At 69.8% G+C, this 22,876-nt stretch carries 15 protein-coding genes; 7 read left to right on the top strand and 8 right to left on the bottom strand.

Annotated elements, in window-relative coordinates; translation table 11 throughout:
• Nucleotides 1-31 precede the first annotated feature (31 nt).
• Entirely contained in the window at nt 32-937 is a 906-nt protein-coding gene (locus tag BKA15_RS12700) for a phosphotransferase family protein (RefSeq protein WP_179751265.1), read from the top strand.
• A 195-nt stretch (nt 938-1,132) separates the two neighbouring features.
• On the opposite strand, the gene BKA15_RS12705 is transcribed toward BKA15_RS12700, so the two are convergent.
• Both BKA15_RS12705 and rpoB read right to left on the bottom strand, forming a co-directional pair.
• Nucleotides 1,133-4,990, bottom strand: a complete 3,858-nt coding sequence (locus BKA15_RS12705; protein ID WP_179751267.1) for a DNA-directed RNA polymerase subunit beta' — start codon at nt 4,988-4,990, stop codon at nt 1,133-1,135.
• A gap of 89 nt (nt 4,991-5,079) precedes the next feature.
• Nucleotides 5,080-8,562: a DNA-directed RNA polymerase subunit beta gene (gene rpoB / locus BKA15_RS12710; protein WP_179751270.1), complete on the bottom strand. Its 3,483-nt coding sequence runs from the start codon at nt 8,560-8,562 to the stop codon at nt 5,080-5,082.
• Between the two features lie 423 nt (nt 8,563-8,985).
• On the opposite strand from rpoB, the gene BKA15_RS12715 reads away from it, so the two are divergent.
• From BKA15_RS12715 to BKA15_RS12730, 4 genes are read left to right on the top strand one after another with little or no spacing between them, the layout of a single operon-like run.
• Entirely contained in the window at nt 8,986-9,579 is a 594-nt protein-coding gene (locus BKA15_RS12715) for an RNA polymerase sigma factor (protein ID WP_312878990.1), read from the top strand.
• Nucleotides 9,576-10,736, top strand: a complete 1,161-nt coding sequence (locus BKA15_RS12720; protein ID WP_179751274.1) for a hypothetical protein — start codon at nt 9,576-9,578, stop codon at nt 10,734-10,736. Before BKA15_RS12715 ends, BKA15_RS12720 begins: the two co-directional genes overlap by 4 nt.
• Before the next feature lie 21 nt (nt 10,737-10,757).
• Nucleotides 10,758-11,747, top strand: coding sequence for a hypothetical protein (locus BKA15_RS12725; RefSeq protein WP_179751276.1), 990 nt, complete (start codon nt 10,758-10,760; stop codon nt 11,745-11,747).
• A gap of 21 nt (nt 11,748-11,768) precedes the next feature.
• Nucleotides 11,769-12,746, top strand: a complete 978-nt coding sequence (locus BKA15_RS12730; RefSeq protein WP_179751278.1) for a hypothetical protein — start codon at nt 11,769-11,771, stop codon at nt 12,744-12,746.
• Nucleotides 12,747-12,836: 90 nt separating this feature from the next.
• Here the strand turns inward: BKA15_RS12730 and BKA15_RS12735 are convergent, their stop codons facing one another.
• Nucleotides 12,837-13,715, bottom strand: a complete 879-nt coding sequence (locus BKA15_RS12735; protein ID WP_179751280.1) for an amidohydrolase family protein — start codon at nt 13,713-13,715, stop codon at nt 12,837-12,839.
• Between BKA15_RS12735 and BKA15_RS12740 the strand changes: the two genes are divergently transcribed.
• Together BKA15_RS12740 and BKA15_RS12745 are read left to right on the top strand one after the other, a co-directional pair.
• On the top strand, nt 13,698-14,048 hold the full coding sequence (locus BKA15_RS12740) for a hypothetical protein (protein ID WP_179751282.1): 351 nt from the start codon (nt 13,698-13,700) through the stop codon (nt 14,046-14,048). The two genes, BKA15_RS12735 and BKA15_RS12740, sit on opposite strands and share 18 nt — an antisense overlap.
• A gap of 71 nt (nt 14,049-14,119) precedes the next feature.
• A complete protein-coding gene (locus tag BKA15_RS12745) occupies nt 14,120-14,827 on the top strand; it encodes a FadR/GntR family transcriptional regulator (RefSeq protein ID WP_218871277.1) in 708 nt (235 codons plus the stop codon).
• Between the two features lies 1 nt (nt 14,828).
• Here BKA15_RS12745 and BKA15_RS12750 read toward each other — a convergent pair whose 3' ends face one another.
• From BKA15_RS12750 to BKA15_RS12770, 5 genes are read right to left on the bottom strand one after another with little or no spacing between them, the layout of a single operon-like run.
• Complete coding sequence (locus BKA15_RS12750) at nt 14,829-16,817, bottom strand: LamG-like jellyroll fold domain-containing protein (protein WP_179751284.1); 1,989 nt, start codon at nt 16,815-16,817, stop codon at nt 14,829-14,831.
• 35 nt (nt 16,818-16,852) lie between these two features.
• Nucleotides 16,853-18,874, bottom strand: a complete 2,022-nt coding sequence (locus BKA15_RS12755) for a sialidase family protein (protein ID WP_179751286.1) — start codon at nt 18,872-18,874, stop codon at nt 16,853-16,855.
• Nucleotides 18,875-18,898: 24 nt separating this feature from the next.
• The gene (locus BKA15_RS12760; protein WP_179751288.1) at nt 18,899-20,359 is read right to left on the bottom strand and encodes a sulfatase-like hydrolase/transferase; all 1,461 of its coding nucleotides are present in this window, start codon (nt 20,357-20,359) and stop codon (nt 18,899-18,901) included.
• The gene (locus BKA15_RS12765) at nt 20,359-21,288 is read right to left on the bottom strand and encodes a dihydrodipicolinate synthase family protein (RefSeq protein WP_179751290.1); all 930 of its coding nucleotides are present in this window, start codon (nt 21,286-21,288) and stop codon (nt 20,359-20,361) included. The genes BKA15_RS12760 and BKA15_RS12765 overlap by 1 nt, the downstream gene beginning before the upstream one ends.
• An 11-nt stretch (nt 21,289-21,299) precedes the next feature.
• Nucleotides 21,300-22,856, bottom strand: a complete 1,557-nt coding sequence (locus BKA15_RS12770; protein WP_179751292.1) for an ABC transporter substrate-binding protein — start codon at nt 22,854-22,856, stop codon at nt 21,300-21,302.
• Nucleotides 22,857-22,876: the final 20 nt, after the last annotated feature.

A 22,876-nucleotide genomic window follows, 5' to 3' on the forward strand; every position in this document is an offset into this window, starting at 1 on the left:
CGCCGCAGCACCGCACCGCGATAGTCGGACCGTGACTCTCCCCCGGCCGACGACCGACCAGCCGCACTACGGGCAGCACCTCGGTGATGTCGGTTACTGGGGCGCCTATGTCCGTACGGCGCTCGACCGGTCCGATCTGTCGGCGACCGAGGTCGAGGCGCCGTTCGTCGGGACGTTCCCGACCTTCCTGGCCGGCGACGTGGTGGTGAAGCTGTTCGGCGAGACGTTCGACGGCGCGGCCTGCTTCGCCACCGAGCTGGCGATGGCCGAGCTGCTGACCGGCGAGCCGGGCATCCCGGCGCCCGGCCTGGTCGCCTCCGGCCGCCTCTTCGACGACGATGATCACTGGAGCTGGCCGTACCTGATCATGGAACGACTGCACTCGGTCCCGATCCGGGACGCCCGGTCCGCGCCGTCGGTGCCGGCGGCGGCGGCCGAGCTGGGCGCCGTGATCACCCGGCTGCACCGGCTCCCGATCCCTGCCCTGATCGCCGCCCGCGATCCACTGCCGGGTTTGCGCGCCGCGGCCCCGGAGCGGCTGCGCGGCTTCGGACTGCCGGACCACCTGGTCGAGCAGGTGCCGGAGTTCCTGGCCGACGCCTCGGCGGAGCGGGTGCTGGTGCACGCCGACCTGACCGCCGACCACGTCTTCGTCGATGATCATGGTCTGGCCGGCATCATCGACTGGGCCGACGCGATCCCGGCCGACCCCTGGTACGAACTCGTCGCGACCCGTTTCGACGCCTTCGCCGGCGATCCCCGGCCGTTCTCGATCATGCTCGACGCGGCCGGCTGGACCCGCGGCCCGGACTTCCCGCGCCGCGCCCTGCAGGGCGTGCTGGAGTTCCAGTTCAACGCGATCACCGCGATCACGGAACTGGTCGAGCTGCCCCGGATCGCCACCCTGGACGACCTCGCCGACGCCCTGTTCGGCTGAGCGGCGGTCGCGGCCCCGTGCTGCTCCGCGACATCCTGGACGCCGGGCCGATGGCGTCCGCGGTCTCCCGCCACGGCGATCGACCAGTCACAAGTGCAGCGACACGCCGCCAGAACGCCTGCTTTTGTGACCGGTCGGCGGAATGGGAGAGCGCCCCTCCCGGAATCCGGGAGGGGCGCTCTTCGTGTCGGTGGGTCAGCGGTAGTCGCTGCCCAGGTCGTAGTCCTCGAGCGGGACCGCGGCACCGGAACCGGAGCCGAAGTCGTAGTCGAAGGGGTCGTACCCGACCATCGAGTACGCCTGCGCCTTCGCCTCCTCGGTCGGCTCGACCCGGATGTTGCGGTACCGGTCCAGGCCGGTGCCGGCCGGGATCAGCTTGCCCAGGATCACGTTCTCCTTCAGGCCGACCAACGAGTCCGACTTGCCGTGGATCGCCGCATCGGTGAGGACCTTGGTGGTCTCCTGGAAGGACGCCGCCGACAGCCACGAATCGGTGGCCAGCGACGCCTTGGTGATGCCCATCAGGACCGGACGGCCGGAGGCCGGGGTGCCACCCTCGGCGACGACCTTGCGGTTCTCCGCCTCGTACATCAGGCGGTCGACCAGGTCACCGGCGAGCAGGTTGGAGTCGCCCGACTCGATCACCGTCACCCGGCGCAGCATCTGCCGGATGATGACCTCGATGTGCTTGTCGTGGATCGGCGCGCCCTGGGTCCGGTAGACCGACTGGACCTCGTCCACCAGGTGCTCCTGCACCTTGCGGACACCGAGGATCCGAAGCACGTCCTGCGGGTCGGCGGTGCCGGCGGTGAGCTGCTGCCCGACCGTGACCCGCTCCCCGTCCTCGACCAGCAACCGGGCCCGGCGGGTGACCGTGTACTCGGTCGGCTCCGAGCCGTCGTCCGGCGTGACGACGATCTTCTTGGACCGGTCCCCGTCGACGATCTCGACGCGGCCGGCGGCCTCGGCGATCGGCGCCTTGCCCTTCGGGACCCGGGCCTCGAAGAGCTCCTGGACCCGCGGCAGACCCTGCGTGATGTCGTCACCGGCCACACCACCGGTGTGGAAGGTACGCATCGTCAGCTGGGTGCCGGGCTCGCCGATGGACTGCGCCGCGACGATGCCCACGGCCTCGCCGACGTCGACCAGCTTGCCGGCGGCCAGCGAGCGGCCGTAGCACATGGCACAGGTGCCGGTGATCGCCTCACAGGTGAGGACGCTGCGCACCTTGACCGTGCTGATCCCGGCCTCGACCAGCTTGGCGATGTTCACATCACCCAGGTCGGTGCCGGCAGCGAGCAACACGTCGCCGTCCGGGCCGGTGACGTCGGTCGCCAGCGTCCGGGCGTAGACGGCGGTCTCGGCGTGCTCGTCGACGACCAGCTTGCCGTCGACCTCCTCGGCGATGATCTTGTTCAGGCCGCGCTCGGTGCCGCAATCCTCCTCGCGGATGATCACGTCCTGGCTGACGTCCACCAGACGCCGGGTCAGGTAACCCGAGTCGGCGGTCCGCAGCGCGGTGTCGGCCTGGCCCTTACGACCACCGTGGGTGGAGATGAAGTACTCCAGCACGGACAGACCCTCGCGGAAGTTCGCCTTGATCGGCCGCGGGATGATCTCGCCCTTCGGGTTCACCACCAGGCCTCGCATGGCCGCGATCTGGCGCATCTGCACCATGTTTCCGCGGGCACCCGAGTCGACCATCATGAAGATCGGGTTGGTCTTGGTGAAGTTCTTCTCCATCGCCATCCCGACCCGGCTCAGCGCGTCGGTCCAGATCTCGATCAGTTCCTGGCGCCGCTCGTCCTCGGTGATCAGGCCGCGATCGTACTGCTTGTCGATCTTGGCGGCCCGCTCCTCGTACGCGGCGATGATCTCCGGCTTGTCCGGCGGGGTCTCGACGTCGCCGATGGACACGGTGACCCCGGACCGGGTGGCCCAGTGGAAGCCGAGATCCTTCAGCGCGTCCAGGCAGCCGGCCACCTCGACGTTCGGGTACCGCTCGGCGAGATCGTTGATGATCTGGCCCAGCTGCTTCTTGCCCACCTCGTAGTTGACGTACGGGTAGTCCGCCGGCAGCGCCTCGTTGAACAGGGCCCGGCCGAGCGTGGTCTCGAGCAGGATCGTACCGTCGGCACGCAGCTCGTGACCCTCCGGCGGGGTGATCCCGGTCAGCCGGATCCGGATCGGCGCCTGAACACTCAGCTCGCCGCGGTCGGAGGCCATCAGGCCCTCGGCGACCGAGGAGATCACCCGGCCGGCACCCACCGCATCCTCGGCCTGAATGGTCAGGAAGTACATCCCGATGATCATGTCCTGGGTCGGCATGGTCACCGGCCGGCCGTCGGCCGGCTTCAGGATGTTGTTCGTCGACAGCATCAAGATCCGGGCCTCGGCCTGCGCCTCGGCGCCCAGCGGCAGGTGCACCGCCATCTGGTCACCGTCGAAGTCGGCGTTGAAGGCCGTACAGACCAACGGGTGGATCTGGATCGCCTTGCCCTCGATCAGCTGCGGCTCGAACGCCTGGATGCCCAGCCGGTGCAGGGTCGGTGCGCGGTTCAGCAGCACCGGGTGCTCGGCGATGACCTCTTCCAGGACGTCCCAGACGACCGGCCGCTGCCGCTCCACCATCCGCTTCGCGGACTTGATGTTCTGGGCGTGGTTCAGGTCGTCCAGCCGCTTCATCACGAACGGCTTGAACAGCTCCAGCGCCATCGCCTTCGGCAGACCGCACTGGTGCAGCTTCAGCTGCGGGCCGACGACGATCACGGAACGGCCGGAGTAGTCGACGCGCTTACCGAGCAGGTTCTGCCGGAACCGGCCCTGCTTGCCCTTGAGCATGTCGGAGATCGACTTCAGCGGGCGGTTGCCCGGGCCGGTCACCGGCCGGCCGCGGCGGCCGTTGTCGAACAGCGAGTCGACGGCCTCCTGCAGCATCCGCTTCTCGTTGTTGACGATGATCTCCGGCGCACCAAGATCAAGCAGGCGCTTCAGTCGGTTGTTCCGGTTGATCACCCGGCGGTACAGGTCGTTCAGGTCGGAGGTGGCGAACCGGCCACCGTCCAGCTGGACCATCGGCCGCAGCTCCGGCGGGATCACCGGGACGCAGTCGAGCACCATGCCGGCCGGGCTGTTCTTCGTGGTGAGGAACGCCGAGACGACCTTGAGCCGCTTCAGGGCCCGGGTCTTGCGCTGCCCGCGGCCGTTCTGGATCGTGTCCTTCAGGTTGAGCGCCTCGGCCTGCAGATCGAAGGTCTCCAGCCGCTTCTTGATCGCCTGGGCGCCCATCGAGCCCGAGAAGTACTTGCCGAACCGGGTCTTCATCTCCCGGTAGAGCACCTCGTCGCCCTCGAGGTCCTGGACCTTGAGGTTCTTGAACCGGTCCCAGACCGCGTCCAGCCGGTCCAGCTCGCGCTGGGCGCGGTCGCGCAGCTGCTTGACCTCGCGCTCGGCGCCCTCGCGGACCTTGCGCTTCGCGTCGGCCTTGGCGCCCTCGGCCTCCAGGGCGGCCATGTCCTCTTCGAGCTTGCGCATCCGGTTCTCGATGTCGGAGTCGCGGCGGCCCTCGAGCTGCTTGCGCTCGACGTCGATCTTGGCCTCGAGCGAGGACAGATCGCGGTGCCGGCCGTCGACGTCGACCTCGGTGATCATGTACGCCGCGAAGTAGATGACCTTCTCCAGGTCCTTCGGCGCGATGTCGAGCAGGTAGCCCAGCCGGGACGGGACACCCTTGAAGTACCAGATGTGGGTGACCGGAGCGGCCAGTTCGATGTGGCCCATCCGGTCCCGCCGGACGTTGGACCGGGTCACCTCGACGCCGCAGCGCTCACAGATGATGCCCTTGAACCGAACTCGCTTGTACTTTCCGCAGTAGCACTCCCAGTCCCGGGTGGGACCGAAGATCTTCTCGCAGAACAGCCCGTCACGCTCCGGCTTGAGCGTGCGGTAGTTGATGGTCTCCGGCTTCTTGACCTCGCCGTGCGACCAGGTGCGAATGTCGTCAGCGGTCGCCAGGCCGATCCGGATCTCATCAAAGAAGTTCACGTCGAGCACGTTGTTTATCTCTTCTCTTCGGTAGCTCGTTTACTTCGTCGTTGGTGCCGACCCGCACCGACCTGATGCCGGTACGGGTCGGACAGGGATCAGACCTCTTCGACTCCACTGAGGGATTCGCCCGGCCGACGCGAGAGGTCGATGCCGAACTCGTCGCTGGCCCGGTAGTTGTCCTCTTCCGAATCCCGCAACTCGACCGTGCTGCCGTCGCTGGACAGCACCTCGACGTTCAGGCAGAGCGACTTCATCTCCTTCACCAGAACCTTGAAGGACTCCGGGATGCCCGGCTCGGGGATGTTCTCGCCCTTGACGATCGCCTCGTACACCTTGACCCGGCCCGGCACGTCGTCGGACTTGATCGTCAGCAGCTCCTGCAGGGCCCACGCGGCGCCGTACGCCTCGAGCGCCCAGACCTCCATCTCGCCGAACCGCTGGCCACCGAACTGCGCCTTACCGCCGAGCGGCTGCTGGGTGATCATCGAGTACGGACCCGTGGACCGGGCGTGCAGCTTGTCGTCGACCATGTGGGTCAGCTTCAGGATGTACATGTAGCCGACACCCACCGGCGCCGGGTACGGCTCACCGGTCCGGCCGTCGAACAGCTTCGCCTTGCCGTCGCCGTTCACGACGCGGACGCCGTCCCGGTTGGGCAGGGTGTGGTTGAGCAGGCCGGTGATCTCCTCCTCGGTGGCGCCGTCGAAGACCGGCGTCGCCAGCCGCGAGTTCGGCTCGACCCGCTCCAGCCCGACCTCGCGCAGCCGGTCGGCCCATTCGCCCTTGGCCTCGGAGATGTCCCAGCCGCTCTTGCCGATCCAGCCGAGATGGGTCTCCAGCACCTGGCCGATGTTCATCCGGCTCGGCACGCCGAGCGGGTTGAGCACGATATCGACGGGGGTGCCGTCCTCCATGAACGGCATGTCCTCGACCGGGAGGATCTTGGAGATGACGCCCTTGTTGCCGTGCCGGCCACAGAGCTTGTCGCCGTCGGAGATCTTCCGCTTCTGCGCCACGTACACCCGGACCAGCTGGTTCACGCCCGGCGACAGCTCGTCGTCGTTGTCCCGGTCGAAGACCCGGACGCCGATCACGGTGCCGGACTCGCCGTGCGGGACCCGCATCGAGGTGTCGCGGACCTCGCGCGCCTTCTCGCCGAAGATCGCGCGGAGCAGCCGCTCCTCCGGGGTCAGTTCGGTCTCGCCCTTCGGGGTGACCTTGCCGACCAGCACGTCGCCGGCGCCGACCTCGGCACCGATCCGGATGATGCCGCGCTCGTCCAGGTCGGCCAGCTGATCCTCGCTGACGTTCGGGATGTCGCGGGTGATCTCCTCGGCGCCGAGCTTGGTGTCCCGGGCGTCGACCTCGTGCTCCTCGATGTGGATCGAGGTGAGGACGTCGTCCTGGACCAGCCGCTGGCTGAGGATGATCGCGTCCTCGTAGTTGTGGCCCTCCCACGGCATGAACGCGACCAGCAGGTTCTTGCCGAGCGCCATCTCGCCGGCGTCGGTGCACGGGCCGTCGGCCAGCGGGGTGCCCTTCTCGACCCGGTCGCCGGCCTTCACCAGCGGGCGCTGGTTGACGCTGCTGCCCTGGTTGGAGCGACGGAACTTGGACAGCCGGTACGTCTTGTACGTGCCGTCGTCGTGCGCGATGTCGATCAGGTCGGCGGTCACCGAGGTGACGGCGCCGGCCTGCGCGGCGACGGTCACGTCACCGGCGTCGACCGCGGCCCGGTACTCCATGCCGGTGCCGACCAGCGGCGCCTCGGTACGGACCAACGGAACCGCCTGCCGCTGCATGTTGGAGCCCATCAGCGCGCGGGACGCGTCGTCGTGCTCGAGGAACGGGATCAGCGCGGTCGCCACCGACACCATCTGGCGCGGCGAGACGTCCATGTAGTCCACCTCGTCGGCGTTGACCTCGTCGGTCTCGCCGTGCCGCTTGCGGACCAGCACCCGCTGCTCGGCGAACTTGCCGTCCTCGGTCAGCTTGGCGTTGGCCTGCGCGACGACGTACCGGTCCTCCTCGTCCGCGGTCAGGTAGTCGATCTGGTCGGTCACCTTGCCGCCGACGATCTTGCGGTACGGGGTCTCGACGAAGCCGAACGAGTTGACCCGGGCGAAGCTCGCCAGGGAGCCGATCAGGCCGATGTTCGGGCCTTCCGGCGTCTCGATCGGACACATCCGGCCGTAGTGCGAGGTGTGCACGTCGCGGACGTCCATCTGGGCGCGGTCCCGGGAGATACCGCCCGGGCCGAGCGCGTTCAGCCGCCGCTTGTGGGTCAGCCCCGCGATCGGGTTGATCTGGTCCATGAACTGGGACAGCTGCGAGGTGCCGAAGAACTCCTTCAGCGCCGCCGTCACCGGCCGGATGTTGATCAAGGTCTGCGGCGTGATCGCCTCGACGTCCTGGGTCGTCATCCGGTCCCGGACCACGCGCTCCATCCGGCCCAGGCCGGTGCGCAGCTGGTTCTGGATCAGTTCACCCACGGTCCGCAGCCGCCGGTTGCCGAAGTGATCGATGTCGTCGGACTCGACCACCAGCTCACCGCGCGGGCTGTCCAGGGTCTCCTTGCCCTCGTGCAGCGCGACGACGAAGCGGATGGCGGCGACGATGTCGTCGATCGACAGCACCTGGGCGTCGAACGGCTGCTCCAGGCCCAGCTTCTTGTTGATCTTGTAACGACCGACCTTGGCCAGGTCGTACCGCTTCGGGTTGAAGTAGTAGTTCTCCAGCAGGGCCTGCGCGGCCTCGCGGGTCGGCGGTTCGCCCGGGCGGAGCTTGCGGTAGATGTCGAGCAGGGCCTCGTCCTGGGTGGAGGTGTGGTCCTTCTCCAGGGTGAGCCGCATCGACTCGTACTCGCCGAACTCCTCGAGGATCTGGGCGTCGGTCCAGCCCAGCGCCTTGAGCAGCACCGTGACGTTCTGCTTGCGCTTGCGGTCCAGCCGGACGCCGACCATGTCGCGCTTGTCGATCTCGAACTCGAGCCAGGCGCCGCGGGACGGAATGATCTTGCAGGTGTAGATGTCCTTGTCCGACGTCTTGTCGGCGGTCGTCTCGAAGTAGACGCCCGGGGACCGGACCAGCTGCGACACCACGACGCGCTCGGTGCCGTTGATGATGAAGGTGCCCTTGTCGGTCATCAGCGGGAAGTCACCGATGAAGACCGTCTGGCTCTTGATCTCGCCGGTCTCGTTGTTCATGAACTCCGCAGTCACGAACAGCGGCGCCGCGTACGTCACGTCGCGGTCCTTGCACTCGTCCACCGTGTTCTTCGGCGGTTCGAAGCGGTGGTCCCGGAACGACAGCGACATCGTCTGGGAGAAGTCCTCGATCGGGGAGATCTCCTCGAAGATCTCCTCCAGCCCCGATTTGGTGTTGACGTCGGTGCGTCCCTCGTCCAGCGCTTCCGCGACGCGCGACTGCCAGGCGTCGTTGCCGATCAGCCAGTCGAAGGACTCGATCTGCACGTCAAGCAGATCGGGGACCTCCATGGGCTCGGCGATCTTGGCGAAGGAAATGCGACCGGTGTTAGAGACAACGTGGTTCTTCTGGGCAGTGCGCGAGGCGGCCAAGAGATGGGTCCTTCCGAAAGACTCGCGGGTGCGGTGCTGAGTGAGTCGAGGTGCTATTCAGTTGAGGTCGTACAGGTTCCAGGTCAGGTCTCCGCGCACGCCGAACGGCCCGTGTCAAATTCAACGGGTCGTCGAGTATGCGGAGGGCAAGGAACCAGCATAACCACTCAACCGCGGTTTGTAAACACCTGCGGGCAGCACTGAGTAGCGCTGTCAAATCGAGCGCGTCCGCCAAGCATACCTCGGTTCCGTGCTCGCAGCGGCAGAACCGCCGCCGGTAACAGAAATCATCCGATCAAGACCGGGCGCCCGGCGCGGATCCGGAATCGGGTGCAACGAACTGACAGGCTGTCGCGTGGATACGCCATGCAGCCAATCGGCACGCAGGCATTCGGCGACGGGACCAGGACGGAGGTGCCGACGGTGGATCGACGGCCGCGACCCGCGGAAGCCGACCCGACGCCGGACTTCTCCGAGTGGGTGGCGGCCAGCGGTCCGTCGCTGCTCGGCTTCGCCCACATGGTGACCGGCAGCGGACACGACGCGGCGGACGCGGTGCAGGACGCGCTGGTCGCGGTCTGCCCGCGCTGGCACCGGCTCCGGGAGCCGACGCCGGGGGGCCGGACGATCGGCGCGGACGCGTACGCGCGGCGGGTCATCGTCAACCGGACGGTGTCCTGGTGGCGCAAGTTCACCCGCCGGGAGTATCTCGTCGACGCCGTCGAACTGCCGCCGGCCGATCGGCCCGACCGGGCCGAGGGCGACCCGTCCGGACCGGTCAGCGACGCGGTGGTGGCCCGGCAACTGCTCGGCACGCTGCCGACCAAGCAGCGGGCCGCGGTGGTGCTCCGGTTCTACGACGACCTGCCGTTCGCCGAGATCGCCGAGATCCTGCACTGCACCGAGAGCACCGCGAGGTCGTACGTGCACCGCGCGCTGGCCGCCCTGCGCGGCCGCCTCGGTGAGCTGCCCGAACCGCCGCATCCCGTATCCCCCTCGGACGAGGTGACCCGATGAACGACTCCGCCCAGCACGACCCGAACTCCCCCGACGACACGCGCGCTGCCGCGGCCTTCCGCGCCGCGATGTCGGACCTGCGGACGCCCGGCGACCTCGATCCCGACGCGGCCCGGCGCCGGGCCGGGGCCCGCCGCAACGTCCGGCTCGCGCTCGGCGGCCTGGTGCTGGCCCTGATCGTGGCCGCCGGCGCTGTCGTACTGCCGAATCTGTTCGGGGCCGGTCCCGGGATCGAGCCAGCCGGGCAGCCCACCATCGCGAAGGTCCCGGAGAAGCTGCCGCGCGACCCGGCGCCGAGCGGCTGGCGGACCGAGCAGTACCGGGAGCTGGTGTTCCAGGTGCCGGCCGACTGGGGCTATGCCTATGAGCCCGGGTCCGCCTGGTGCGCGGGTTCGGACGGCAAGACGCCGCGGCCCGAGCACCGCAAGCCGTACGTCTCTCTCGGCGAGCCGGACGCCATCCCGGCGATCGCGTGCCCGAGGATGCCGGATGCGCTGATCACCCAACACGTGGCGGCGATCCAGCCGGCCGACAAGCGGGCCGACGGGCGGTTCGAGCTTGCCAACGGTTTCTGGGAGGTGCTGAAGACGGTCGGCGCCGTCAAGTTGCGCGTGGTCAGCCAGGACGCCGACCTGGCCGAACAGATCGCCGGTACCGCGCGGGAGGCCGGCGACGGCGATCTCTGCCGGCCGGATCATCCGATCACCAAGAATCTGGAAGCGCGGCCGCAGCTGGCCTCCGACGTCCGCACGTATGGCGCGGTGGACCGGATCGCGGTCTGCCAGTACGACACCGGCGAGGGTCGGTCCGGGCTGCGCGCCACGGCCGAACTGACCGGGGAGAAGGCGCAGCAGCTGATCGACGGGATCGCCAAGGCGCCCGCCAACGACGACGCGCGCTGCGACCCGCCGCCCTATCCCGAGGGCGGGCTGGACGTGGCTGCCGTACTCCGGGTGCAGAGCTCGACCGGCCTGCACGAGATCGTGCTGCGCCAGCAGGGCTGCCCGAACGGCGGCGATACGGTGCTCGGCGGCTTCGACGACGGGACCACCGTGCACGCCGCGACGAAGGCGACCTGCTCGGCCGTCTTCGTACCGCCGGTGTCGATCCAGGCCGCCAGCGGCTCCGTTTTCGAGCGTTGCGTCCCCGGGCGCTGAACGTCGTGGCAGGCTTCGATCATGAACGGCTCGCCGAGGTGCCGTGACCGGCTGATCATGGTCGGCCGCCTGGTGTCGATCTTGATCATGGTCGGCGTGCTGGCCGGCTGCACCGGACCCGGTCAGCGGACTGCCGCGCCGCCGGACGACTGGCGGACCGAGCAGTACCGCGACGTCACCTTCCGGGTGCCCGCCGAGTGGGGCTACGCGTACGAGCCCGGGCCGGACTGGTGCCGTGGTGGCCTCCCGGATGCCGGGCGCAGCCGGCCATACGTCTCGCTCGGCGAGCCGAGGGCGCGGCTCGAGCTCGCCTGCCCGGCCCTTCCGGACGACTTGATCACCGAGCACGTCGCGGTGCTCTCCACTGTCACGAGCTGGCCGACCACACCGCCCTACGATCGCCCGGACGGGCGGACCAAGATCGGCAACGGGTTCTGGGAGGTGATCCGTACCGTCGAATCCGTACGGTTGCGGGTGATCAGCCGAGACGCCGGGCTGGCCCAGCAGATCATCGACTCCGCGGCACCGGCCGGCGACACCGCGCCCTGCCGGCCCGACCATCCGGTGATCACCGACCACGGATACCGCCCGCAGCTGGCCGGCGATCTCGGAGTGGTCGACCGGATCACCCTGTGTCAGTACGAACTCGGACGGACACAGGAAGCGGGCGGAGTGCGGGCCGCCGGGGTGCTGACCGGAACCGCCGCGCAGAAGTTGATCAAGACCGTCGCCGCGGCACCTGCCTGGAACGGGGCAGGCTGTCCGGCCGCCGAGGAACACTGGCCGGACCTCACGGTCGTCCTTCGGGTCCACGATGCCGCCGGACTCCGGGAACTGATTCTGCGCCAGGGCACCTGCTCCAACGGTGCCGGACCGGTGCTCGGCGGCTTCGACGACGGCCGAACGGTCCGAGCCGCGACGAAGGCGACCTGCCGAGCGGTGTTCGTGGCGCCGCTGCGCATCGACAGCGGCGGCAGTTCCGTCTTCGAGCGTTGCGTCCCGCGGCGCTGATCGCCGTGGCAGGCTTCGGTCATGAACGGCTCATGGTGGCGCCGTGACCGGTTGGCCCTGGTCACCGGGCTGTTGGTGATCCTGGCCGTGGTGGCCGTGGCACTCGGTGCCGGGCGTCCCGCCACGGCATGGCCGGACGACTGGCGGATCGAGCAGTACCGCGAGGTCACCTTTCGGGTGCCGGCCGATTGGGGCTATGGCTATGAACCCGGCCCGGACTGGTGCGGTCATAGGGGTCAGCAGCCCGGTCAGCAACGGCAGCCTTACGTGATGCTCGGCGGTCCGGTCGTCCGGCTCTCGATCGGCTGTCGCCCGATCCCCGACTCCTTGATCACGGACCACGTCGCCGTGGATTCCGCGGATCCGCGATCGTGGCCAGAACCCGATCCTCGGCCGGACGGGCTGTACCGAATCCAGGCCGGGTTCTGGGAGGCGATCCGGACCGTCGAGTCCCTGCGGCTGCGCGCGGTCAGCCGGGACGTCCGACTGGCGCAGCGAATCGTCGATTCCGCAGTCCGGGCCGACGACACCGCTCCCTGCGACCCCGACCACCCGGTGGTCGCCGACCCGGGGTATCGGCCGAAGCCGGCCGCCGACCTCGAGACGGCAGACCGGATCACCCTCTGTCAGTACGAGCCCGACGGCGGCAGCGGCTGGGGCGGGGTCCGGGCGGCCGGAGCGCTCACCGGCGCCGACGCCACGAAGCTGATCGCAGGGATCGCCGCTGCTCCGGTCTGGGACGGTCCGTCCTGTCCGGCCGGCGAGGAACGGGACGGTCCGGACGTCACCGTCCTGCTCACCGTGCACTCCGCCGCCGGGCCACGCGAACTGATCATGCGGCTGGGCAGCTGCGAAAACATCGGGCCGGTGGTGACCGGCGGGTTCGACGACGGGCGGACGGTCCGGACCGCGACCGCCGAGACCTGCCGCGCCGTGCTGACCCTGCCGTTGCGCCTCGACTTCGGCGGGCAATCAGTCTACGAACGCTGCCGGAACTAGTGGCAAGCTGTCGCGAAACTCCTCAACTCGAACGCTGGAGGCCGTATGACGCTCCAGCACTCGAGTTGAGGAGTTCTGACGACACCGGTCCTAGGTGAGAGCGTCGAGGCGGTCGGAGTCGATCCGGTAGACCTCGATCGCGGTGCCGGCGAGGACGCGAGCTCGGTCGGCCGGGGGCAGGGCGTCGATCAGGGGCCGGAGGCCCTGCCAGGTGCGCTGGTAGCCGCCGGCGGTGATCGAGACCGGCCAGTCGCCGCCGTACATCAGCCGGGCCGGGCCGAAGGCGGCGAGCGCCTGGTCGACGAACGGGCGGAGCGCGGCGGTGGTCCAGTCCTGCGGATCCCGTACCGGATAGAGGCCGGAGAGCTTGGCGAAGACGTTGGGATACTCGGCGGCGCGGGTGATCAACTCCGTCCAGCGGCCGTCCGCGGCGGCGCCGAACGGACCATGATCATCGATCGGCGGCTTGGCCAGATGGTCGATGATCAACCGCAGGTCGGGGTGCCGTTCGGCCAGGGTGGACACGTGCTCCAGGTGCCGCGGCAGCACCGCGACGACGTCGTACGCCAACCCGGCCCGGGCCAGCAGGCCGAGGCTCTCGATCACCTCGGGCAAGATCAGGAAGTCCGGGTCCTCGCGATCATGGATGAGGTTGCGGATCCCGACGACCAACGGATCACCGGCCAGCCGTTCGATGCCAGCCGCGACCCGGTCCGGATGTTCCAGCGGCAGGTACCCGACCACCGCGACCACCTCGCGATGATCATGAGCCGCCGCCAGCATGTAGTCGGTGTCCTCGGCGTTGTCCGCCGCCTGCACCAGCACCGACCCGTCGACGCCCGCTTCCTTGAGCTCGGCGTTCGCGTCGTCCTGGGTGAACGTCCGGAAGATCGGGCCCGCCGCCGGCCCCAGCCAGTCGTACTGGACGCGGTCCAGGTCCCAGATGTGCTGGTGAGCGTCGATGATCATGGTCACGATCCTAAGGCCCTGGAACTCGACCCCAAGTCGCCGCTCGCCTCCGGTTCCCGCGGCGTGTCGAAAGCTTTGATCCGACTGGTGGTCGAATTCCAGGCCTCAGGGCTCCAGCGCTGCTGCTGGGTGCAGGCTGCTCCCGAGAGTGCCCGCCAATACATCCTCTTCACCGGTGGTAGGAGCGAGCGCAACATTCGCTTCTATCGGCGGGCCGGATACGACCTTCAGTCGACCACCACGCCGCCCGGGCACATCGCTGGTGCAGTCTTCATGATCAAACCGGTCCCGGAACGGCCGACGCCGGGACTGCAAGATATCCTACAGATCTGATCGGAGTCGAAAGGCGGGATCGGAGCGTTACGCTGCAGGCTCATTGACATCGGGGACGACCGGAGGTGGGGATGGCTGACCGGGAGGCCAGGGGCGCGACGTTTCGCCGACTGGGAACGGCGGCGCCGCTGCACCAGACCGTGCAGGAGGAGATCCGGAACTTCATCGTCGCCAACCGGCTCGGGCCGGGTGACCCGATCAAGCCCGAGGCGGAGCTGGCCCGGGAGTTCGGGGTGAGCCGGAACTCGGTCCGGGAGGCCGTGAAGGCACTGGAGTCCACCGGCGTCCTGGAGACGCGGCGCGGCAGCGGGGTCTACGTCCGGGACTTCTCGTTCGCACCGCTCCTTGATCATCTTCCGTACGGACTGATGCACGGCGGCCGGGCGCTGCGGGAGCTGGTGGCGCTGCGGAAGGCGCTCGAATCGGCCATGATCGGCGACGCGATGGCGGCGATGAAACCCGAGACCGAGCAGGCGATGCGGGAGGTGCTGGCCGAGATGAGCCGGCTCGCCGAGGCCGGCCAGTCGTTCGCCGACCAGGACCGGGAGTTCCACCGGTTGCTGTTCCGCGACCTCGGCAACGCGATGCTGCTGCAGCTGTTCGACCTGTTCTGGATGGCGTACAACCGGGCCGCACCGGCGATGCCGGGCCGCGAACCGGCCGAGGTCTGCCAGAACCACGTCGCGATCCTGGACGCCGTCGTCGCGGGCGATCTCCGGCAGGCGCAGCAGGCGGTCCAGCAGCACTACACCGGCATCGAGGACCGCCTCCGCGACTGACTCACCCGGGCCGACGGGCGGCCGGGACGATCGCGTCCATCGCCAGCCGCGCGGTAAGGCCGCGGAGCCGGTCTGCGTCGCCGGTGCGGAGGGCACTCAGCTCGACCTCGCTCAGCGCCCGGTCATAGATCCGGAACTCGTCCAGGGATCCGTGGAACCGGTCCGCCCCGTCGAGCCGCTGGCCGAGGTAGATCGGGGTCGGGTCGTCGCCGCTGACCGGACCCGCGGCGCCGGCCGCCTCCGCGACCCGGTCCCCGTCGACGTGCAGGGTGACCGTGCCGCCCAGCCGCTGCAGCGCGACGTGGTGCCACCGGCCGTCCGCGTACGCACCCGTCGAGGTGACCGTGGCCGAGCCGGACGGCGTGGTCACGGTGCCGCGGAGCCGATTCGCGCCGGGTTCGGCGCGCAGCCAGACCTCCGGGGCGCCGTTGATGCCGTACGCCCAGAAGAGGGCCTGGTTCCGGCTCGCGTCGTCATACCGGATCCAGGTCGAGACGGTGAAGTCGCCCGGGCCGAGCACCGGCATCGTCCGGTACGGCAACTGCACCCGGCCGCGCTCGCCGTCGAAGGCGAACGCCCGCCCGAACCGGCCCTTGGTGGCGCCGACCCCGTCGAAGACCAGCGCCGAGCGGCCCGGCAGGTCAGGCGTCGACGCCGGCGTCGGCAGGTCCCGTGCGTCGAGCCGGACGAAGGCGATCTCGGACCGGTAATCGGTCGGGCCGCGCTCGTAGAGCAGGCCCAGGCCACCGTCGGCCAGCTCGACCATGTCCGAGTAACCGCCGTAGCAGGCGCATTCCTCGACGGACAGGCTGCGGTCATTGCTGCCGTACACCTGGAGGCCTTCGTCGGTCGAGTCGCTCGGGGTGTCCACGCCCTGCCAGCTCAGCCCCTCGTCGAACGTCGCCCGGATCGTCGGCCGGATCCGCGGCTCGGTGTTCACCGACGGCGCCATGGTGAGAATCCGGTTGAACGCTCCGCCGGTGTCGGTGGCGCCGAACCGCAGCGACGACGACTGGATCCACGGCGCCTCGTAGCCGCGCACCAGTCGGTAGTCCCGGTGATAGGTCGCGCCGCCGTCCTTGCTGAGCGCGATCGCCCGGTGCGGCCGGACGTTCGGGTCGGCCTCCTCCTCGGGGATGCCGCCGTGCCACTCCTGCCGGGCCCACACCATCACGTCGCCGTTGACCAGCTCGACCAGACTGAGTTCCTGCGGAATCAGCTGCTGGGCCTTGGTGTAGTGCGCGTGCGCGCCGCGCTGCCAGGTGATCCCGGCGTCATCGCTGAAGATCAACATCGCGCCGGAACCGGTGTCGTCGTTGTAGTTGATGCCCGCGATCAGCCGGCCCCGATGATCACCGCGGGTGAGCTGGATCGCGTGCACCGGCCCGGTCGCGTAGTGGCCCCAGGACGGATCGTCGAGCTGGGGCTGCAGCCGCGGCGGCGTCCAGGTCGCCCCGTGGTCGTCGCTGTGCAGCACGTACGGGGTCCGCGGCGCGGTCCGCTGGTTGCCGCCGGGGTTGGCCGGGTCGACCGGATTGTGCATGCCGAGCATGACAATCCGGCCGTCCGGGGCATCGACCCGGAGAGCACCGGGCAGCTTGCGGTACACGACAGGGCCCGGGTTGCCTCGGGTCGCCGGAGCCGTCGGATCGCCCGGCTCGCCGCGGACCACGGTCTCGATCGGCCCCCATTCCGTCGCTCCCGGCGGCAACCGCCGGACCACGGTCTCGATGTTGGACTTGTCGGCGCAGGTGTGGAACCGGTGCTCGGCGAACGCCAGCAGCGAACCGTCCGCGCCGCGGATGATCGCCGGGATCCGGTAGCAGCCGGACGGCACGTGCGAGGTGCCGAACAGCACAGTGGTCCGGTCGGCGTACGGGTCGACCGGCCCGGCCGCCTGCGCGGTCGGGCCCGGCAGCGGCAGCAGGGCGGCGGCGCCGACGAGGGCGAGCAGAGCCACCCGGAAGTGGGGCCTTCGGGGATGCGGCACGGTCGATGCTCCTGACTTCTTCGCTCGGTTCGTGATCATGGCCGCGGCGGAATGATCGCGTCCAGGGCCAGGTGGGCGGTGAGCCCCCGGAGGCCGTGGCCCTGGCCGTTCCGCAACCGGGCCAGCTCGGCGGGGCTCAGGGCCCGGTCGTAGATCCGGAACTCGTCCAGGCTGCCGTGGTACCGGACGCCGCCGTCCAGCCGCTGGCCGAGGTAGATCGGGGTCGGGTCGTCGCCACTGGTCGCGCCCGCCTCGCCGTCGGCCGCGCCGACCCGGGCGCCGTCCACGTACAACTCGACCGTGCCACCGTGCCGGCGGAGCGCGACGTGGTGCCAGCGGTCGTCGGCATACGCGCCGGCGGAGGTGACCGTGGTCGTGCCGGACGCGGTGGCCGCGGTGCCGACCAGCCGGTCGCTGCCCGGTTCGGCGGTCAGCGACACCTGGGGCTTGCCGTCGGTCCCGTACGCCCAGACGATCGTCTGGTTCCGGGTGCCGTCGCCGTACCGGATCCAGGTCGAGACGGTGAAGTCACCGGTGCTCAGCACCGGAGTGTTCCGGTACGGCAGCTGGACCCGCCCCTGCTGCCCGTCGAAGGCCAGCGCCCGGCCGGTCACGCCGCCGGTCGTACTGACGCCGTCGAAGACGAGGGCGCGGCGGCCGGCCAGATCCGCGGTGGTCGACGGCGTGTGCAGGTCCCGGTCGTCGAGCACGACGAACGCGATCTGGGCGTGGTGGTCGGTGGTCCCGGCGCAGGTCCGGATGGACCAGCAGCCGGACCTGGTGCGTTCGTAGAGCAGCCCGATCCGGCCGTCGGCGAGCTCGACCAGATCGGAGTAGCCGCCGAAGCAGTGGCAGTCCTCGACGGAGACGCTGCGGTCGTTGGTGCCCCAGACCTGGACGCCCTCGTCGGTCGAGCGGGCCGGGGTGTCCACGGTCTGCCAGCTGAGGCCCTCGTCGAACGACGAGCGGAGGGTCATCCGGCTCCGTGGGTTGGTGTTGACCGAGGCGGCGGAGGTCACGATCCGGTTGTACGCGTCGCCCTCGTCGGTGGCCCGCAGCCGCAGCACCGCCGACTGGACCGGCGGCGCCTCGAAGCCGCGGAGCAGCGTGAAGTCACCGGCGTAGCTCTCGCCGGCGTCCTTGCTGATCGCGAACGCCCGGTGCGGCCGGAGGTTCGGGTCGGCCTCCTCCTCGTCGGTGCCGCCGGTCCAGTTCTGCCGGGCCCACACGTAGAGGTCGCCGTTGGCCTTCTCGACCAGGCTCATCTCCTGGGGGATCAACTGGTCCGCCAGCGGATACTCGGCCCGGGCCCCGCGGTGCCAGGTCACGCCGCCGTCGTCGCTGTAGACGATCATCGCGCCGCGGACGCCGGCGGGCACGTAGTTGACGCCGACCACCAGCCGCCCGGCGTGCTCGCCGCGGGTCAGCTGGATGGCGTGCACCGGCCCGGTCGCGTAGTGCCCCCAGGACGGATCGTCCAGTTCGGGCAGGAACCGGGGCCGGCTCCAGGTCTCGCCGTGGTCATCGCTGTAGACCAGATACGGGGTCCGCGGTGCCGTGGCCTGGTCCAGCGGGTTGTGGGTGCCCAGCAGCACCACCCGGCCGTCCGGGACGTCGGTCTGCGGTGCACCGGGCAGCTTGCGGTACACCACCGGCGCCGCGTTGCCCCGGGTCGCCGCGGCCTGCGGGTCGTCGTCCTCGCCGCGGACCACGGTCTTCTCCGGCAGCCACTCGGTGGCGCCGGCCGGCAGCCGCCGGACCACCGTCGCGATGTCGGACTTGTCCTGGCAGCTGTCCAGCCGGTGCTCGGCGAAGGCCAGCAGCGACCCGTCCGCGGCCCGCACGATGGCGGGGATCCGGTGACAGCCGGTCGGCACGTTCGGGTCGTCGAACACGATCGTCGTCGTCGCCCGGAACGGGTCGGCCGTCGTCGGTGCCGCATCGGCGGATGGGGACTGGGTCGGGATGAACACCGCGACGGCGGCGAGTGCGGCGACGAGCACCGCCGCCAGCCGGCCGGTCCGGCGGAGCATCCCACTCCGGTTGGTCAGCTTCATTGGCTCTCCTCGAATCGATTCGGGTCAAGCGGGGTCGGGGGCCAGCGCTCGGGCGACCGCGGTGGCGAACAGGTCTCGGCGTTCCGCCCGGCCGTCGGTGAGTTCGGCCCGGACCGGGGCGGCGGGGTCCAGGTAGGTCGGCGGCGTCGCCTCGTGCAGCGCCCACCGTGCTCGGGCCTCCCGCAGCTCGGCCAGGGCTTCGGCGTGGGCCGGGTCGGCGGCCAGATCGGTGAACTCGTACGGGTCGGCGACCAGATCGAACAGCGACTTGCCGGCGGCGTCGGACCAGAGCAGCTTGTACCGCTCGGACCTGATCATGATCGCCCGCTCCTGTCGGCGATCCTCCGCGAACACGTACCGATGACCGGCGGCCGGATCCGCCAGATCCCTTCCCGGCCAGGGATTCTCCGGCTCGGCCCGGCAGGCCGTCAGGACGGTCGGCGCGACGTCGATCATGGACACCAGCCGATCATTGACCTCGCCGGACCGCCGGGAGCCGGGGAACTTGATCACCAGTGGCACCTTGATCACCGGGTCGTACATCGGCCCGTCCTTGAGCAGCAGGTGGTGGAAGCCCAGATACTCGCCGTGATCTGCGGTGAAGATGATCAAGGTGTCGTCGTAGCGCCCGCGCCGGCGCAGCTCGTCCAGCAGCAGCCCGACCTGGTGATCGAGCTGGGTGATCGTGGCGTAGTAATGCGCCATCACCCGGCGCAGGATCGGCTCGGTCAGTGGGCCGTAGTCGAAGTAGCGCTGCCGGTAGCGTTCGTCGGCCGCCGGGATCCCGGCGGTCCAGCCGGGCAGCAGGGTCAGGGCGTCCGGGTCGTAGGCCTCGGCCCAGCCTGCCGGCGGGTCGAACGGGTGGTGCGGCTTCACGAACGACACGTGCAGCAGTTCGCCGGTTTTGGCGGACCAGCCGGCCACGGCCCGCCGGGCCCGCTCGCCGATCCAGGTGGTCGAGTGCCACGCCTCGGGCAGGTCGGACGTCCCGCTGCCGTACGTCTCCCAGTACGAGCCGGGCGCCTGGTCCCGGAACTCCCATTCTTGGTCGACCAGATCGGTCACCGGCGCCAGCCCGGCCGCCGCCAACTCCCGGTGATAGTCGTCGTCGTAGCGGCCCGGGCCGTCCTGCTCGGCCAACTCCAGCTTGTCGTACCCGACGTCGAGATAGGTCGGTGTGAAGTGCATCTTGCCGACCGCGGCCGTCCGGTAGCCGGCCCGGCGCAGCGCCCGCGGAAAGGTGTCGATCCCCGGCGCGAGGGTGCACCGGTTGGTCCAGCCGCCGTGCTGGCGTACCTGCAGTCCGGACAGCAGCGAATAGCGCGACGGCGTGCAGACCGGGAACGTGCTGTAGGCGTTGCGAAAGCGGACGCCGTCCGCGGCCAGCCGGTCCAGCGCCGGCGTGCGGACGTCCGGATGGCCGGCCGCGCCGAGACAGTCCGCCCGGAACTGGTCGGCCTGGATGATCAGCACGTTCGGTGGCATCAGCCGGCTCCGAAACCGAGCCGGGTCACCTCGGCCCGCAGCGCGGCCAGCTGCTCCGGATCGACCGAGCTCAGCGGCGCCCGGACCGGCCCGCAGTCGACCCCGTACACCGAGCCGAGGGCCTTGAAGCCGGCCAGTTCACCGGCCGGAGCCGCGGCCGTGTCGATCACCTGCTGAGCCAGCACCTGCAGCCGCCGCGCCTCGTCAAGATCACCGCGGACGGCGTGATCGATCAACCGGCCGAACAGCGGGCCGGCGAAGTTGTAGACCGAGCCGATCGCCACCCGGGCACCCCACTGCCAGGCGGCCAAGATCAACTTCGCCACCCCGACGAACACTTCGGAACCGCTGTCGCCGGCCAGCTGCAGGCAGCGCTGCAGGTCCACCATGTCGTTGTCGGCGAACTTCACCCCGGCGAAGGTCGGAATCCGTTCCCTGGCAGCGATCAGGACCTCGCTGGCCTTGAGGTTCACGCCGGTCACCGACGGGATGTGGTAGTACGTGAACGGCAGCGTCGGTGCTGCGTCGGCGATGGCTGCGCAGGCGTCCACCAGGGCGCCGATCGAGCCCGGCCGGTGGAAGTACGGGGCGACCGCGGAGATCGCCCTGGCCCCGATCCGCTCGGCATGACCGGCCAGCCGGCGGGACTCGCCGAGACTGGCGTGCCCGACGTGGACGATCACGTCGAGGCGGCCGTCGGCGACCTCGAGCCACCGTTCGGCCAGCGCCATCCGCTCGTCCGTCGTCAGCGCGGCACCCTCGCCGGCCGTACCGCCGATGTAGGCAGCGGGCGAGCCCCACGCCTGCAGCGCATCGGCCTGCTTCGCGACCGGGTCGAGGTCCAGCCCGCCGTCGGCGTCGAACGGCGTGAAGACGGCCGTCAGCAAGGCCATGCCGGCGCCGGCGGTGGGATAGCGGAGATCGATCATGGAGATTCCCTTCAGGCCTTGGTCTCGATCAGGGTGACGAAGTCGCGCGGGTCGGTGGCCAGGCCAGTGACCCGCTGGTGCAGCGCGAACAGGGACGGCTGGGTCGAGATCCCGACCGCCCAGGACTCGTCGATCAGCACCTCGTTCAGCTCCGCGTACGCCGCTCGCTGATCATCGGGCGTCACCGCCGAGCCGGCCGCGGCGACGGCCTTGACGTACCGGGGCGGCACCTGGTCCCGGAACATCACGTTCGCCTTGCCGGGCAGCATCTGCCGACCGCGGGCGATCAGCGACGGGCTCTGCAGGTTGTTCGGCTGGTTGGCCACCGTGCACTGCAGCTTGCTGGCGAACAGCGCCTCCAGGTAGGCGGCCTCCTCCTGCGGCGCGATCTCCAGCTCGAAGCCGATCTTCTTCAGGTCGGCCTGGATGATCTGCAGCACCTCCACCGACGGCGAGCCGGAGGTCACCCCGGCGACCGCCTTGCGTTCGCCACCGGACTGCTCCAGCAGCTTCGCGGCGGCATCAAGATCGAATCCGTGCGAGTCGAGATAGGCCGCGTCGAACGCGGGCGACGTCGGCATGAACGCCGTGTAGACGGGCGAGCCGACGCCGAAGTTGATCTGCTGCAGGATCCGGTCCCGGTCGATCGCCCGGGCCAGCGCCTGCCGGAGCACCTTGTTGTCGAACGGCGGCATCGTCGCGTTCATGAAGAACAGCACCATCCGGCCGCTCCCCTCGACCAGGGTGAACCGGTCCTTCAGCCGGGCCGAGTGGCGGAACCCGATGTAGGCGGCACCGTCGACGGACCCGGACTCCAGCGCCGCGACCAGGGCGTCCTCGTCGGTGAAGAACCGGTAGTCGACCTGGTCCAGGTACGGCTTGCCGGCGTCGTAGAAGTCCGGGTTCTTGATCAAGGTCAGGCTCTGGTTGCGCTTGAACTCGCCGAGCTTGAACGCGCCCGACCCGGCCGGCTCGTGCTCCAACTGGGCCGCCGTGTTCCGGTCCGCCGGGATCAGCGGGAAGGCGAACATCCAGTCGATCACCAGCGACTCCGGGGTCGGTGCCAAGAAGTCGATCTTGACCGTCCGTTCGTCCACCGCCTGCGCTGCCTTGATGAACGCCGACGGCTGGGCCAGGGTGAACGCGGCGTCCGGGTCCAGCGCCCGCTGCACACCGGCGACGACGTCGGAGGCCGTGACCGGCGCGCCCGAGTGGAACGTCGCCTCCCGCAGCGTGACGGCGACCGAACCATGATCATCGGCGAACTCCCACTGCTCCGCCCCGGCCGGGATCGCCTCGTAGCCGCCGTCGGTCGGATAGTCCACCAGGTAGGTGTAGAAGGCGTGGATGTGGATGTCGGTGTTGGTGAGGTACGGGTCGAACTGCATGATCTTGGTCGTCCCGAGGGTGAGCTTGCCGCCGCCCGCGGCACCCGGCGGGCTGCCCTCGGTGGCCGGCGCGCAGGCACCCAGCAGCGGTGCGGCCGCGAGCCCGCCGCCGGCCGCCAGACCGAGGCCGAGCAGGGCGCGGCGGGAGACGAGACGGGACTCTCGTGGTGAGTTGATCATGATGGGCCCTCTGCGGTGAA

This window comes from Microlunatus parietis (assembly GCF_013407955.1).
Taxonomy (GTDB): Bacteria; Actinomycetota; Actinomycetes; order Propionibacteriales; family Propionibacteriaceae; genus Microlunatus; species Microlunatus parietis.

What these genes read in the sequence shown, in the direction of transcription:
- BKA15_RS12765 (WP_179751290.1), bottom strand. Translation starts at nt 21,288, where the DNA reads ATGATCGATCTCCGCTATCCCACCGCCGGCGCCGGCATGGCCTTGCTG.
- BKA15_RS12735 (WP_179751280.1), bottom strand. Translation starts at nt 13,715, where the DNA reads ATGATCATCGACGCTCACCAGCACATCTGGGACCTGGACCGCGTCCAG.
- BKA15_RS12720 (WP_179751274.1), top strand. Translation starts at nt 9,576, where the DNA reads ATGAACGACTCCGCCCAGCACGACCCGAACTCCCCCGACGACACGCGC.
- BKA15_RS12745 (WP_218871277.1), top strand. Translation starts at nt 14,120, where the DNA reads ATGGCTGACCGGGAGGCCAGGGGCGCGACGTTTCGCCGACTGGGAACG.
- BKA15_RS12770 (WP_179751292.1), bottom strand. Translation starts at nt 22,856, where the DNA reads ATGATCAACTCACCACGAGAGTCCCGTCTCGTCTCCCGCCGCGCCCTG.
- BKA15_RS12755 (WP_179751286.1), bottom strand. Translation starts at nt 18,874, where the DNA reads ATGAAGCTGACCAACCGGAGTGGGATGCTCCGCCGGACCGGCCGGCTG.
- BKA15_RS12760 (WP_179751288.1), bottom strand. Translation starts at nt 20,359, where the DNA reads ATGCCACCGAACGTGCTGATCATCCAGGCCGACCAGTTCCGGGCGGAC.
- BKA15_RS12725 (WP_179751276.1), top strand. Translation starts at nt 10,758, where the DNA reads ATGAACGGCTCGCCGAGGTGCCGTGACCGGCTGATCATGGTCGGCCGC.
- BKA15_RS12730 (WP_179751278.1), top strand. Translation starts at nt 11,769, where the DNA reads ATGAACGGCTCATGGTGGCGCCGTGACCGGTTGGCCCTGGTCACCGGG.